The sequence below is a fragment of the Gymnodinialimonas sp. genome (assembly GCF_059726805.1).
Window position 1 is genome coordinate 276,766 of record NZ_AP041059.1, and the last position, 13,242, is coordinate 290,007.

General features: G+C 62.2%; 17 protein-coding genes. 6 read left to right on the plus strand and 11 right to left on the minus strand.

Annotation, left to right across the window (positions count from 1 at the left end):
* Window positions 1-107: 107 nt before the first annotated feature.
* The 3 genes from AC6I9R_RS01340 (at window position 108) to rlmN (ending at window position 2,396) form a co-directional block, all read left to right on the plus strand.
* A complete protein-coding gene (locus AC6I9R_RS01340) occupies window positions 108-635 on the plus strand; it encodes an invasion associated locus B family protein (protein ID WP_461426900.1) in 528 nt (175 codons plus the stop codon).
* 5 nt (window positions 636-640) lie between these two features.
* On the plus strand, window positions 641-1,156 hold the full coding sequence (locus AC6I9R_RS01345) for an invasion associated locus B family protein (protein WP_461426899.1): 516 nt from the start codon (window positions 641-643) through the stop codon (window positions 1,154-1,156).
* Window positions 1,157-1,217: 61 nt separating this feature from the next.
* On the plus strand, window positions 1,218-2,396 hold the full coding sequence (gene rlmN, locus AC6I9R_RS01350) for a dual-specificity RNA methyltransferase RlmN (RefSeq protein WP_461426898.1): 1,179 nt from the start codon (window positions 1,218-1,220) through the stop codon (window positions 2,394-2,396).
* A gap of 110 nt (window positions 2,397-2,506) precedes the next feature.
* Here rlmN and AC6I9R_RS01355 read toward each other — a convergent pair whose 3' ends face one another.
* The 7 genes from AC6I9R_RS01355 to mtgA all read right to left on the minus strand — a co-directional run bounded on the left by AC6I9R_RS01355 (window position 2,507) and on the right by mtgA (window position 7,230).
* Window positions 2,507-2,692, minus strand: a complete 186-nt coding sequence (locus tag AC6I9R_RS01355) for a hypothetical protein (RefSeq protein WP_461426897.1) — start codon at window positions 2,690-2,692, stop codon at window positions 2,507-2,509.
* Between the two features lie 204 nt (window positions 2,693-2,896).
* Window positions 2,897-3,082 carry a hypothetical protein gene (locus tag AC6I9R_RS01360; protein WP_461426897.1) on the minus strand — a complete coding sequence of 62 codons (186 nt, stop codon included), beginning with the start codon at window positions 3,080-3,082 and terminating at the stop codon, window positions 2,897-2,899.
* Between the two features lie 296 nt (window positions 3,083-3,378).
* Window positions 3,379-3,861, minus strand: a complete 483-nt coding sequence (locus AC6I9R_RS01365; protein ID WP_461426896.1) for a L,D-transpeptidase family protein — start codon at window positions 3,859-3,861, stop codon at window positions 3,379-3,381.
* 60 nt (window positions 3,862-3,921) lie between these two features.
* A complete protein-coding gene (locus tag AC6I9R_RS01370; RefSeq protein WP_461426895.1) occupies window positions 3,922-4,770 on the minus strand; it encodes an SDR family oxidoreductase in 849 nt (282 codons plus the stop codon).
* Window positions 4,767-5,741 (minus strand): tRNA epoxyqueuosine(34) reductase QueG, encoded by a 975-nt coding sequence (queG, locus tag AC6I9R_RS01375; RefSeq protein WP_461427075.1) that lies wholly within the window; start codon window positions 5,739-5,741, stop codon window positions 4,767-4,769. The genes AC6I9R_RS01370 and queG overlap by 4 nt, the downstream gene beginning before the upstream one ends.
* A 53-nt stretch (window positions 5,742-5,794) precedes the next feature.
* Window positions 5,795-6,460, minus strand: a complete 666-nt coding sequence (gene fzlA, locus AC6I9R_RS01380; protein WP_461426894.1) for an FtsZ-binding protein FzlA — start codon at window positions 6,458-6,460, stop codon at window positions 5,795-5,797.
* Window positions 6,461-6,513: 53 nt separating this feature from the next.
* Window positions 6,514-7,230, minus strand: coding sequence for a monofunctional biosynthetic peptidoglycan transglycosylase (gene mtgA / locus AC6I9R_RS01385; RefSeq protein WP_461426893.1), 717 nt, complete (start codon window positions 7,228-7,230; stop codon window positions 6,514-6,516).
* Window positions 7,231-7,347: 117 nt separating this feature from the next.
* Here mtgA and speB point away from each other — a divergent pair, with 117 nt between their 5' ends.
* A complete protein-coding gene (gene speB / locus AC6I9R_RS01390; RefSeq protein ID WP_461426892.1) occupies window positions 7,348-8,307 on the plus strand; it encodes an agmatinase in 960 nt (319 codons plus the stop codon).
* On the opposite strand, the gene AC6I9R_RS01395 is transcribed toward speB, so the two are convergent.
* The gene (locus AC6I9R_RS01395) at window positions 8,295-9,020 is read right to left on the minus strand and encodes a class II aldolase/adducin family protein (protein WP_461426891.1); all 726 of its coding nucleotides are present in this window, start codon (window positions 9,018-9,020) and stop codon (window positions 8,295-8,297) included. The two genes, speB and AC6I9R_RS01395, sit on opposite strands and share 13 nt — an antisense overlap.
* Before the next feature lie 205 nt (window positions 9,021-9,225).
* Here AC6I9R_RS01395 and AC6I9R_RS01400 point away from each other — a divergent pair, with 205 nt between their 5' ends.
* Window positions 9,226-10,131 carry a LysR family transcriptional regulator gene (locus tag AC6I9R_RS01400; protein ID WP_461426890.1) on the plus strand — a complete coding sequence of 302 codons (906 nt, stop codon included), beginning with the start codon at window positions 9,226-9,228 and terminating at the stop codon, window positions 10,129-10,131.
* A gap of 240 nt (window positions 10,132-10,371) precedes the next feature.
* Window positions 10,372-10,743, plus strand: a complete 372-nt coding sequence (locus AC6I9R_RS01405; protein ID WP_461426889.1) for a hypothetical protein — start codon at window positions 10,372-10,374, stop codon at window positions 10,741-10,743.
* A gap of 19 nt (window positions 10,744-10,762) precedes the next feature.
* On the opposite strand, the gene AC6I9R_RS01410 is transcribed toward AC6I9R_RS01405, so the two are convergent.
* Genes AC6I9R_RS01410 through AC6I9R_RS01420 form a run of 3 tightly spaced genes read right to left on the minus strand, consistent with a single transcriptional unit; the run spans window position 10,763 to window position 13,184 of the window.
* Window positions 10,763-11,683, minus strand: coding sequence for an OmpA family protein (locus tag AC6I9R_RS01410; RefSeq protein ID WP_461426888.1), 921 nt, complete (start codon window positions 11,681-11,683; stop codon window positions 10,763-10,765).
* A gap of 38 nt (window positions 11,684-11,721) precedes the next feature.
* A complete protein-coding gene (locus AC6I9R_RS01415; RefSeq protein WP_461426887.1) occupies window positions 11,722-12,459 on the minus strand; it encodes a GNAT family N-acetyltransferase in 738 nt (245 codons plus the stop codon).
* Window positions 12,456-13,184: a competence/damage-inducible protein A gene (locus AC6I9R_RS01420; RefSeq protein WP_461426886.1), complete on the minus strand. Its 729-nt coding sequence runs from the start codon at window positions 13,182-13,184 to the stop codon at window positions 12,456-12,458. Before AC6I9R_RS01420 ends, AC6I9R_RS01415 begins: the two co-directional genes overlap by 4 nt.
* Between the last annotated feature and the right edge of the window lie 58 nt (window positions 13,185-13,242).

Consider the following 13,242-nt stretch of genomic DNA (forward strand, 5'->3'; position numbering starts at 1 on the left):
CTTTCGGCTACGTTACCGCCCAATTACGGTTGGACGCCCCATCTTTTACGATGATCTAAAAAACGGGTGCCGACCAGAGGCAGCGAAGGGGCTGGAGGCTCTTACTCATGAAGACATATCTTGCTGGTATTCTGGCGGGCGCATTGGCTTTGACGGCTACAATGGCGCTTGCTCAAGACGAATCGACGAACCGCGTCAACGCCGAAACCGATTGGTCGGTGTTCGTTGAAGACGACCCGACGCAATGCTGGGTCGTGTCGACCCCATCCGAGACTGTGAACACACGCGACGGTCGCGTTGTGTCCGTGCGCCGCGGCGATATCCTGATGTTCGTGTCGTTCTGGCCCGGCCAGGAGCGTTTGGGCGAGGTCAGCTTCACCGGCGGCTACCCCTTTGCGGACGGCTCGACCGTGACGATGGCCATCGGCGGCACCTCGTTTGAACTGTTCACCGAGGGCGAGATGGCCTGGGCCGCGTCGCCTCAGGACGATGACCGTATCATCACCGCGATGAAGCGCGGGGCAGAGGCGGTGCTGACGGCTCGGTCCTCGCGGGGCACCCAGACGCAGGACACGTTCAGCCTGCTGGGCTTCACCGCTGCCGTTGAAGACGCCGAGACCCGCTGCGGGAACTGATCACCATGACCCTCGGACCCCGGAGCCTGGGCGCGTTGGCGCTTTGCCTGTGCGCTGCTACGCCTGCCGTTGCGCAGACCCCTCAGGCACCCTGGCCGATCTACGTGCAGGAAAACCCCACGCGCTGCTGGATCGCGGCGGAGCCTATAGGCACCACCGCATCGCGCGGCGGCGAGGATGTAACGGGCAACATCAACCGCGACATCGCGCTGCTGTTCGTGTCATTCTGGCCGCAAGATGGCCGTGTTGGAGAGGTCAGCTATACCGGCGGGTACCAGTTCGCAGGTGGCAGCACCGTGACGGTTGAGGTCGGTGACGCGAGTTTCGACCTTTTCACCGAAGGCCCGAGCGCTTGGGCGGGCTCCCCAACAGATGATGCGCGCATCATCGCGGCGATGCGCGATGGGGAAGAGGCGGTCGTGACCGCCACCTCGACCCGGGGGACCGAGGTGATCGATACGTTCACCTTACAAGGCTTCGATCTGGCGATGAATGACGCTCAGGTGCGCTGCGCCGAGTGACGGGGTTTGCGTGGTGGCGACACCTCCTATATGGGAAGCCAACCCTAGGAAGAGTATTGTCATGACCGCCACCGCGCCTATCACGCAGGACGTTCGCACGTTCCCTCGCAAATTGCCCGATGGCCCGACGAACTTGATCGGGCTAACGCGCGACGGCTTGCGCGCGGCCCTGATCGAGGCGGGGACGCCCGAGAAGCAGGCGAAGATGCGGACGGGTCAGATTTGGCAGTGGCTCTACCAGAAGGGCGTGCGCGACTTTGCAGCCATGACCAATCTGTCGAAAGACTATCGCGCGATGCTGGCCGAGACCTTTGTGGCCGAGGTGCCCGAGGTTGTTTCCAAGCAGGTCAGCGCCGATGGCACCCGCAAGTATCTAGTCCGTATCGCGGGTGGGCATGAGGTTGAGGTTGTTTACATCCCCGAGGTGGATCGCGGCACGCTGTGCATTTCAAGCCAGGTGGGCTGCACGCTGACCTGTTCGTTCTGCCATACCGGCACGCAAAAGCTGGTGCGCAACCTGACGGCCGGAGAGATCATCGGCCAGGTGATGCTGGCCCGTGATGATCTGGACGAATGGACTGCCGCCGGGGAAGGCAGCGATCTGAAGCCGCGTCTGGTGTCCAACATCGTGCTGATGGGCATGGGTGAGCCGCTGTACAATTTCGACAACGTCCGCGACGCGATGAAGATCGCGATGGACCCGGAGGGGATTTCCCTGTCGCGGCGGCGGATCACGTTGTCGACCTCGGGCGTTGTGCCGGAAATCGCCAAGACCGCCGAGGAAATCGGCTGCATGTTGGCGGTCAGCTTCCACGCCACCACCGACGAGGTGCGCGACAAGCTGGTGCCGATCAACAAGCGCTGGCCGATCGCGGACCTGCTGGACGCGCTTCGCGACTATCCCAAGGCCAGCAATTCCGAGCGGATCACGTTCGAATACGTAATGCTGAAGGACGTGAACGACAGCGATGAGGACGCGCGGCGTCTGGTGCAGTTGATCAAAGGCATCCCCGCCAAGATCAACCTGATCCCGTTCAACGAATGGCCTGGTGCGCCCTACGTGCGGAGTGATTGGGAGCGGATCGAAAAATTCGCCGATATCGTCTACAAGGCAGGCTATGCCTCACCCATCCGTACCCCGCGCGGCGAGGATATCATGGCCGCCTGTGGGCAACTGAAATCCGCCACGGAACGCGCCAGGAAATCTCGTAAGCAGATCGAGGCTGAGGCGGGGCTTTAAGCTGCGACAGCGCGCGGCGAGGTAAACCCCGCCCTACCGCATACCCCAAAAGAAAAGGCGCCGCCCGCGAGGGCAGCGCCTTTCCAATGTCGTGCAATCTGATCCGCGGATCAGGAGTGGTGCAGCGCCAGAACCAGCAGCAGAACTGCGATTGCGGGGACCAGGATGCCGCCAGCGGAGGAACCGGTGTCTTCAACGATGACAACGGGCTCGATGTGGGTGGGGGCAACGTAGCCGCCAGCGAATGCGCCGGTTGCGACAACGGAAAGGGCGGCTGCGAGAGCGAGTTTCTTCATTTTATTCTCCTTAGCCCGGTTCACGCACAGCGCGTCGGTTGGGCTCAATTAACGTACCTTGCCTGACTCCTAGCCGTTCAGCCTTTGCCAGCGCAATGGGGAGACGTGAATTCGCAACAACTGAAACCAAAGGTGTTGCACAAATGAAAAGGCGCCGCCCGCGAGGGCAGCGCCTTTCCAATGTCGTGCAATCTGATCCGCGGATCAGGAGTGGTGCAGAGCCAGAACCAGCAGCAGAACTGCGATTGCGGGCACCAGGATGCCGCCAGCGGACGAACCGGTGTCTTCAACGATGACAACGGGCTCGATGTGCGTGGGGGCAACATAACCGCCTGCGAAGGCGCCAGTGGCGACAACAGACAGAGCGGCGGCGAGAGCGAGTTTCTTCATAGTAGTTATCCTTTTAAGATACGCCCCTTTTACGCACTATGCGCAGGTTGGGGCACCCAAGACTGTACCTCGTGCATTTGTTTAACCAGCAAGCCCGCGCGATTGCAATGGCGCGAAATTTTCGCTCACCACAGGAAACCGGCCATGTCGTCAAATAAGCAACACTTCTGCGAAAGGGCCTTGCCACAAAGGCGTATCGCCAGGCAATTCGCCCTTCGCGTGTTTCTTTCCTTGCCAAGGTCACGCGTCAGAATGCCTGCGAATCAAGGTGTTGCGCAGCGATTCTTCCGGGTGATTTACGGATAGATCGTGATCGGCGTGCCGTTGTTTACCATCGCGTAGATCTGCCGCATTTCCGCGTTAGAGACAGCGATACATCCCACTGTCCAATCGGTATCACGCCGGAATGGACGTGGTGTGCCGTGAATGAAAATATCACCCCCCGGGCTGACGCCGCGCGCCCGCGCCTGGGCAATATCTTCTTCATTGGGGTAGCTGATACCGATGGACAGATACCATTGGCTGTTGGGATTGCGCCGGTCGATGATGTACTCGCCCTCGGGCGTGCGCCCATCACCATATTCCATTTTGTGGCCTTCGGGGGCGAATCCCAGCTCGATCTCGTAGCTTTCCAGCACTTCGTCGTTGTGCATCAGAAACATCATCCGGTCGTTCTTGTAGACGATGACCCGCGTCACCTCGGGCCCGTCATAGTCTATGAACCGAGAGCAACCGGTGAGGGCCGCGAGGGTGAGAAGAGCAATCAGTAGGAAACGCATGGCCTGTCCGCTTTTCGTGTTTCGTCTCTGTTACACCGAACCCGGCAGAAAACGCGAGGGTTACGCACCGGTCTCAGCGGAAAGAAGCGCAGCAAGGCCCGAGCGGTAGTCGGGGTAGCGTAGTTGCACCCCCAGTTCCGTCTTGATCCGCGTGTTATCCACCCGCTTCGATTCGGCGTAGAAGCTGCGGCCCATGGGGGTCATCTCGGCCTCTTCAAATGGAATGGCCTCGGGGACAGGAAGATTCAGTAGCTCGGCTGCGTGGGCGATGACGTCTTGCGGTGCGGCAGGATCATCATCGCAGACGTTATAGGCCGCGCTTGGGTTGGGCTTTGCGATGGACGCCATCAGCACCTGGGCGATGTCCTCAACATGGGTGCGACTGAACACCTGCCCTTCCTTGATGATCCGCCGCGCGGTGCCATTGCGCACTTTGGCAAAGGGCCCCCGCCCGGGCCCGTAAATCCCGGCGAGGCGGAAAAGGTGGACCGGCAGACCATGATCGCGGTGCAGCGCCATCCATTCGCCTTCGGCATCAATGCGGGCTTGTCCGCGTTTGGTCGAGGCTTTCAGCGGGGTGTCTTCCGTCACCCATCCGCCCTGATGGTCGCCGTAAACGCCCGTGGTAGACAGGTAGCCAACCCAGTGGGGCCGCGCTTTGGTGAAAGCGTCGCGGTAGGCCGCCAACACCGGATCTTTGCCGTTGTCGGGCCCGGCAGAGATCAGGATATGCGTGGCGTCCGCGATATCCTGGCTTAAATCATCGCCGGGAAACAAACGTGGCTTGGCGCCCTGCATCCGGGCGGCTTTCTCAGCCGTTCGTGTCGTGGCCGTGATGTCCCAAGTGTCGGGCAGAGCCTGCGCAAAGGCCTTGGAAGAAAACCCATACCCGAAGATCAACAACCTCATTGTAACCTCTCCACTGCCCATCTGGCTGCATCGGCAACAGCCGCATCCGGATCATCTGTCAAAACCCGCGCCGCCCCGGACAGCGCCGGTTGCCCCGAGTTCCCAATTGCATAAAGCACATTGCGCACGAACCGATCTCGCCCAATCCGCTTGATCGGAGAGCCAGAGAATTTCGCCCGAAACCCCGCATCATCCAGGCCCGCCAAGTCTGCCAAAAGGGGCGATTGCAGATCCTTCCGCGGCGCGTAGCGAATATCGCGCGCCGTCTGGGCAAACTTGTTCCAGGGGCAGATGGCAAGGCAATCATCACAGCCATAGATGCGGTTGCCCATCTTCGCCCGAAGGTCTGGATCGACAGGCCCCTTATGCTCAATCGTCAGGTAGGAAATGCACCTGCGCGCATCCAACTGGAACGGGGCGGGAAACGCATCGGTCGGGCAAATGTCCAGACAGGCGGTGCAGCTGCCGCAATGCTCTGTTTCCGCCTGATCCACCGGCAATTCCACGGTCGTGAAGATTGCCCCCAGAAAAATCCAGTTCCCCAGATCTCGCGCCAGCAGGTTCGTGTGCTTGCCCTGCCACCCCAACCCCGCCGCCTGCGCCAGCGGCTTTTCCATCACCGGCGCGGTATCGACAAAAACCTTAATCTGTTCGCCCGGTGCCTGCTCAAGCAACCACCGCCCGACACGCTTCAACCGCTTCTTCACCAGGTCATGGTAATCGCGCCCCTGCGCATAGACGCTGATCGTACCGCACTCACGCGCCTCCAAGGCGTCCAGGGGATCAACCTCGGGCGTGTAGGGTTCCGCCAGCATTACCACGGACCTGGCCTCTGGCCACAACGCGCTGGCATCGCCGCGCCAATGCATCCGCTCGGCCATCCAGCCCATCTGCCCGTGATGCCCGGCATCGACAAAAGCCTTCAGCCGCGCCGCCGTTTCGGGCACAGCGTCGGGCCGGCAGATCCCCATCTTCGCAAAGCCCGCCGCGCGGGCCTCGGTCCGAAGGGCATCCTTCAGCGCGCTCAAAAGTCCAGGTTCGCGTAGTGGGGCGGCTGCGGAAAGCCAAAGATCTGGTCCGCCAGCACGGACCGGAACGCGGGGCGCGATTTGATCGTCGCGTACCAATCCTTGACCGGCTCGCTTAGCGACCAATCCACGTCCGAGATATAGTCGAGGCAGCTGAGGTGCGCCGCAGCAGTGAAATCCGCCATCGTCATCTTGTCGCCCGCCAACCAGCGTCGCTGGTCCAGCAGCCAGTCCATGTATCGGATGTGGAACTTGATGTTCTGCGCGCCAGTCTTCACTGCGCGCCCATCCGGATAACCGCCGCGCATCAGCTTCTTATGTACGCGCTCGTGGACCAGATTACGCGTGACATCATTATAGAACTTGTCGTCAAACCAGGCCACCAGGCGGCGCACTTCGGCGCGCTGGGCCGGGTGGCGGGGCATCAAGGCGGGTTCCGGCACCGTTTCCTCGATGTATTCGCAGATCGCCGTACTATCGCTCAGCAACATGCCGTCGATCTTCAGGACCGGCACCTTGCCCGCCGGATTACGGCGCAGGAATTCGGTGGAGGGCTCCCAATACTTCTCGTCCACCAGCTCCACCTCAATCTTCTTTTCGGCAAGGATCAGACGAACCTTCCGGCAATAAGGCGACAGGGGAAAATGGTAGAGGCGGTTCATGGGGCTGCTCTTTTTGGTGTTGGACTAGTCTTTGCAAGCTGGCCCGGGAAAAATCAATTCTCAAAGCAATCGGCGCGGCCATCGGCGCGGATTGTAGCCGCTCCGTCCCTGATCGCGCTTGCGCGGCGGTTCACGAAATCGGACGGAGCAGAGGCGTTGCGCTGTTGCGGATTGGGCAGGACGGCAGCCATCAACGACGCCTGGCGGGCCGTGAGATCTGCGGCCGAAACGCCGAAGTGATGCTGCGCGCCCGCCTCGGCGCCGAAGACGCCTGGGGCAAATTCTGCCACGTTCAGGTAGACCTCCAGCACGCGAGCCTTGGGCCAGATCAGCTCCATCACCGGCGTGATCGCCGCCTCCAGCGCCTTCCGCACCCAGGACCGGCCATGCCACAGGAAAGCGTTCTTCACCGTCTGCTGGCTGATCGTCGACCCGCCCCGCGCCGCGCCATCGGCAATCGCATCGCGAATGGCGCTCATATCAAAGCCCCAATGCAGACAGAAGTTCGCGTCCTCCGCCGCCACGACGGATCGCGCGAGGACCGGCGCGATCTCTTCCATCGGCACCCAGTCCCGCTCTACCCCGCCCAGGCGCGCGCGTTCCTGTTGCATGTAGATTGTCGTCGGCACTGGCACGAAGGCATAGGCGACGATCCACAACAGCATCAACGCGCTCAGCCCCAACACCGCGCGAAACAGCCACCGGCGAAAGGCCCGCGCCCCCCTGCGCGCGCGCGACTCCGCTTTCACTCTTCGCGTCCGTCTGGCCAAAGCGCACCGTCTCCTGCATTCCCCGTTCTTCAAATATCCCCGCCGGAGGCTCCGAACACCAGCCCCAAGCGCGAACATCCCCTTGAAGGCGCGCCCTATCCGCCGCACCCTGCCTTCATGAGCAAGACATACGACAGCGGCCGCCTGAACCTGCCCTTTGTGGGCATCTCCACCTTTGGCAAATACGAATACGTCAGCGATTGGAGCGCCATCCACGCCGATGTCGCGATCCTTGGCGCGCCGTTTGATTTCGGCACCCAGTGGCGTCCCGGCGCCCGCTTCGGCCCCCGCGCAATCCGCGAGGCCTCGACGCTGTTCGCTTTTGGCCATGCCGGTGCCTATGACCACGAAGATGACGTCACATACCTTGGGCCCGGGACCAAGATCATCGACATGGGCGATGCCGACATCATCCATACCCAGACCGAGGCATCCCACGACAATATCGAAAAGGGCGTCCGCGCTGCCCTTGCCGCCGGCGCCATCCCCGTGACCCTCGGCGGCGATCACTCCATCAACATCCCCTGCATCCGCGCCTTCTCCGATCAGGCCCCGATCCACATCGTCCAGATCGACGCGCATCTGGATTTCGTTGATGAGCGCCACGGCGTCCGCCATGGCCACGGCAACCCGATGCGCCGCGCGGCGGAACAGGCCCATGTCACGGGTCTGAGCCAGTTCGGCATCCGCAACGTCAGCTCCACCGCGAAGGAAGGCTACGACGACGCGCGCTCCTTCGGGTCAGACATCCAATCCGTTCGCCAGATCCGCGCCATGGGCGCGGAAGCCGCTGCCGCCCGGGTGCCGGAGGGCGTGAACCTCTATGTCACCATTGATATCGACGGATTCGATCCCTCCATCGCGCCCGGCACCGGAACGCCCTCCCACGGCGGGTTCCTCTATTATGAGGTGCTGGAGTTTCTCGCGATCCTCGCCAAGCGCAACTGCATCGTGGGCGTCGATCTGGTTGAGGTCGCCCCGGATTACGATCGCGACGGCACGACGGCAATTCTTGCGGCGCAAGTCTTGCTGAACCTCATCGGGCGCATCCTTCATGCCAAGGGTCAGGCCGCGTAGTCCAACCCTTCCGCATCCAGCACGGCCCGCATCCCGTTCAGGATGTCTTGATCCGCGCCGCAATCGGCCTCCATCTGCTGTGCGGTCAACTCTGCCACATCTTCGGGCAGCTCTCGCAAAGGACGCCCGGTGGACAGCGCGATGATGTAGTTTCGTGCGGCACGTTCAAAGTAGTACATCCGGCTGAACGTCTCGGCGACGGTTTCGCCGATGAACAGCACCCCGTGGTTGCCCATGATCATCGTGCGCACGGTGGGGTCCTGGAACAGCTGCGCGCAGCGCTCGCCCTCTTCTTCCAAGGCCAGCCCGCCGTAGTTCTCATCCACGACCTGGCGGTTATGAAAAATGGCAGAATTCTGATCGATCGCAGGTAGCCGCGAGTCCGCGAGCGATGCCAAGACCGTGGCATAGGTCGAATGCACATGCATCGCGCAGCGGGCGTGGGGGACATGGCGGTGGAGCGAGGCGTGGAGCCCCCAAGCCGTCTGATCCGGCGCGCCCTCGCCATCCATGGTGGAGGGATCCTCGGCGTCGATCACCCAAAGGTCCGACGCCTTGATTACGCTGAAATGCTTCTTGGGGTTGATCAGGAACTGTGTCCCCGCCTCATTCACCGCGAGGGAGAAGTGGTTTGCCACCCCCTCATGCATATCCTCACGGGCCGTCAGGCGAAACGCGGCGGCCATCTCGGCGCGGGCAATCGCATGATCCATCAAAATCCCCCTCATTGTTTCCGGCAATTGTTGCCCAAACGCTAATCGCGCCCCGCATCCGGGTGCAATCGTAAACAGTGGGTAAACGTTTGTTGCGATGCCATGAACGATCCGCGGAATAATCCCGCTTTGAACAAAGCCCCATCCCATTTGCGCCCCAATTGGAGCCCAAGACTGTTTCCAAGCAGTAAAGGGCAAGACCAGTATGGACCGTCTTACAGAAATGGAAGCCTTCGCCACCGTGGTGGATCAAGGTGGATTTACGGATGCCGCGAAGAAGATGGGGATCTCCAAATCCGCCGTTTCCAAGCATGTTTCCTCGCTTGAGGCGCGCCTTGGCGCGCGGCTTTTGAACCGGACGACCCGACGGGTCAGCCCGACCGAGATCGGCCTTGCCTATTACGACCGCGCCCGCCGCGTGTTGAACGACGCCGGAGAGGCCGACGCCCTGGTCACCGCCATGCAAAGCGCGCCCTCGGGCACCCTGCGCGTGTCCATCGCCACGGATTTCGGCGTGAACCATGTGTCGCCCATTCTTGGTGACTTCCTGCACGCCTTCCCGGACATCACCGTCAACATGGTGCTCAACAACCGCTATGTGGAGTTGATCAGCGAAGGCTTCGATATGGCGATCCGTGTGGGAGAGCTGGAAGACAGCTCGCTCATGGCGCGTAAGATCTGCGAGACCCAGCGCCGCATGATCGCGGCGCCCTCCTACTTCGAAGAATACGGTCGGCCCGAGCGGATCGATGATCTGAATGAGCACAAGCTGCTGCATTACTCCAACGCCTCTTCGGGCAACGTCTGGAAATTGACGGCCCCCTCGGGTGAGCTGCGCCAGGTGCGCACCGCCGGGTGGTTGACCGTCAACGACGGTCAAAGCCTGCTGAACGCCGCTGTCGGCGGGCTTGGCATCGCCTACCTTCCCAGCTTCCTCTATGCCGAACCTTTGCGTCAGGGCCTTCTGGTCGACGCGATGCCGGATCTGCCCTCGGATGTGCAAGGCGTCTACGCCGTCTACCCGCCGGGCCGCTACATCCAGCCCAAGGTACGCTCTTTCATTGATTACCTGGTCGAAGCCTTCCGCGACAAAGGCCCCGAAGACTGGTGATCCACCCCACCCTTGCCGTGCTTTCCGGGGATGGTCTGCAAACCTAACCCCCCAGAAAGCCCACTTGAACCCGGAAGATGCCACGCGCGTCTTCCGGGATTTTTCGTTTGGGGTTTGGCGCGTTGTGGAACATAGTGTGAACAAAGAGGAGGTGATATGAGTGATCTTAGCCAATATAAGGCTCGAACAGGCAGTTTAGAGCCTGTTTGGACGCTTGAAATTCAGACACTTCCGGAGGACGTGGACCGTATCCTTGACGCAGTGATGCAGGTGCATCCGCTGACCTACGGGCGCTACCAGCGCAACGCCAGCGTCTCTGCGGTGGGACGAGAGACGGCGCAGCCCGAACCCGGCTCGACCACGGAAACCCATGTGCCAGGGTTCAAGGCAGGCGGGACCGAGGATTACCCGGTGGTTGAACTGAAGATCTCCCTCGCGCGGGAGTTGTCGCTTTTGCAGCGCGTCATGGATTCGATCCTGGACGTGCATCACTATGAGGAACCGGTGATTTTCGTGCGCGAGGATTGGGTCAGCCGGGCGGCTTACGATCCCAATAACGACAATCCAAACCGCTGGTGGAACAATGGGCGCGGGCTGCCAGACAGGCTCTAACATTGGGGGTAGAGCCTGTTCAGGGCGCGGTCAGCACCACCTCGACCCGGCGATTTGCCTCGCGGCCTTCCTCGGTCGTGTTGGCGGCACGGGGGGCAAGAAAGCCAATGCCTTGCGCTTCCACTTGCGTCGGGGAAACGCCCAACTCTTGTGTCAGGAACTGTTGCACCGCCTGCGCCCGGGCGCGGGACAGGGCGATATTGCCAGCCAGCGACCCCAACACATCGGTATGGCCCACGAGCACGATGGTCCTCGACGGATCCTCTGCCAGGAACGCGGCCAACGCCAGGAGGGAGGCGTAGCGCTCTCCGCTCAATTGCGACGCGCCCGTCTCGAACTGCAGGTCATCGAGCGGCGCAGACCCCATCGCGGTGAGCTGAGCGATCAGGTCGTCGGGCGGCATCTCGTCCGGCACGGTGACCGGGTCAGGCGTGCGGGTCGATTGGATGACGGGGGGGCTTGCCTCGGACGGCGGGCGGATCAGAGCGAGATGGACAAAGCCCATCGCCCCGCCGCGAGAAATCATGAGGGCGGCTTCGGTCTCTCCGTCCTCGGACATCGCGCTGAGGTAGTGAAAATCCCCCAGATCCACGTGCATCTCGGGCGCGGTGCCCACCGGAAGGGCATGGCGGAAGTCAAAGCCGCCACAGGCCGACGCAAAGCAGGTGAAGGACACCGTGAAGCCCTGTGCCTCAATCTGGTCGCGAAGGCTGGCCAGAAGGCCCATGGTCGTGACGCCATCACCCGTGATGTGCCAGGTAAGCTCTTGCACCACGCCCGTCGCCATGCGGGTGGGAAGACCGGCGGCCGACCAGGGACCGGTGGCAATTGTGTGCTGTCCGTCAACAGGGTCTGTCGACGCGATAAGCTCGGCGGTGCCGGGAAACGCCAGTTCAAGCGCCAAGGCAGAGGTCGGCGGGCACACCAGGGCCAGGCACAACAGGGTCCTGCTGCCAAATCTCTGCGCGCCTCTTGGGATCACGGGGCCGTTCCGCCTTCTTTCTCTCGATAGGCGTAGGTTCCCACAGGTTGCATCCCCAAGGAAGTGTAAAGCCCCTGCGCGGCCGCGTTTTCGCGGGTCACGAGGATGGAAAGCCACGTCGCCCCGTTGTCCACCGCCCATTTCGCGGCAGTGCGCATCATATGCACTGCGAGGCCTTTTCGACGCGCAAGCGGCGCGACTTCGAGGGCGTGGAGCATGGCGATATCGCCCTGGATGCCGATGTAGGCAGCCCCTGCGGGCTTGTCATTGATACGCCCGAAAAGGGAGGTCTTGGGGCAGGCGGCGCGGTCCATGATGGCGCGACGCGGGGCGTCGATACCGCCGGCCTCCCAAACCTCGGTCTGGATGGCGAGGGGCGGCCAAATGGTGAAAGCGGTGACGGGCGGGGGCGCGGCCGCGAGGTCAGCGGCGCGGACGACCATAGCATCGGTATGATCGCGGCTGATGTAGCCTTGGGCATCGAGCAGTTCGGATAGACCGATCTGATGGTCGAGGACCTGGAACAGCGGAGCACGGCCTTCGGCCTGCATGAGGGCGCCTGCGGCGGCCACCTCCTCCTCGCTTGCGCTCCTCGCAGTTGGCAGGCTGAGGCGGGCGGCGCTGACGCGATTGCCGCCGGGATCAAGCTGCGGGACCGTGAAGGGGCCGACCGTCTGGCTGGCGGCAGAGGGCCAGGTCGCCGTGAGCGCAGGGATCAGGTCGGCGATGTTCATGCGGCTTCGGGGAATAGCTTTTGCAGCGCGGCCATGACGCGGGCGACGGCGGCGCGGTCCTGGCTGCGCGCCACCACGTTGGAGCCGTGCACGCCGTTCTGGGTGAAGGGGTAAGAGCCAAGGGACACGTCCGGATTGGCCTCTGCCAGATCGCCCAAGGGCCCGGCGATGTCGCCTTCGCCGCGTTCAATGCGCAAGGAGGCAGACAACATGGGCGCGCCACCTGTCAGCGTTGGCAAAAGCCCCTCCAGCATCGCCTCGAAGATCTTCGGGACACCGGCCATGACGTGAACATTGCCAAGGGTGAAGCCTGGGGCTGCGCTGATCGGGTTATCAATCAAGGCGGCACCATCGGGGATGCGGGCCATGCGCAGGCGGGCTTCGTTTAGCTCCTGGCCGGAGCGGTCGTAATGGGCTTGCAGGATCGCGCGGGCGTCGTCGCGCACCCCGCAGGCGGCCCCCATCGCGTCGGCCACCGCCTCGGCGGTGATATCATCATGGGTGGGCCCGATCCCGCCGCTGGTGAAGACATGGTCGTAAGCACTCGACAGTTCGGCCACATGGCGGGCGATCACCGCGTGATCATCACTAATCATCCGTGCTTCTTCCAGCGCGATGCCATGCTCGGTCAGCGCCTTTGCCAGGTGGTTCATGTTGCTGTCGCGGGTGCGGCCGGAAAGGATTTCGTCTCCGATGACAAGCATGGCGGCGGTCGGGTTGGTCAAAGAAACCTCCTTCTTTCATGCCCCACCGCTTTGCTGCTTGAGGGCGGCTTGGACAACA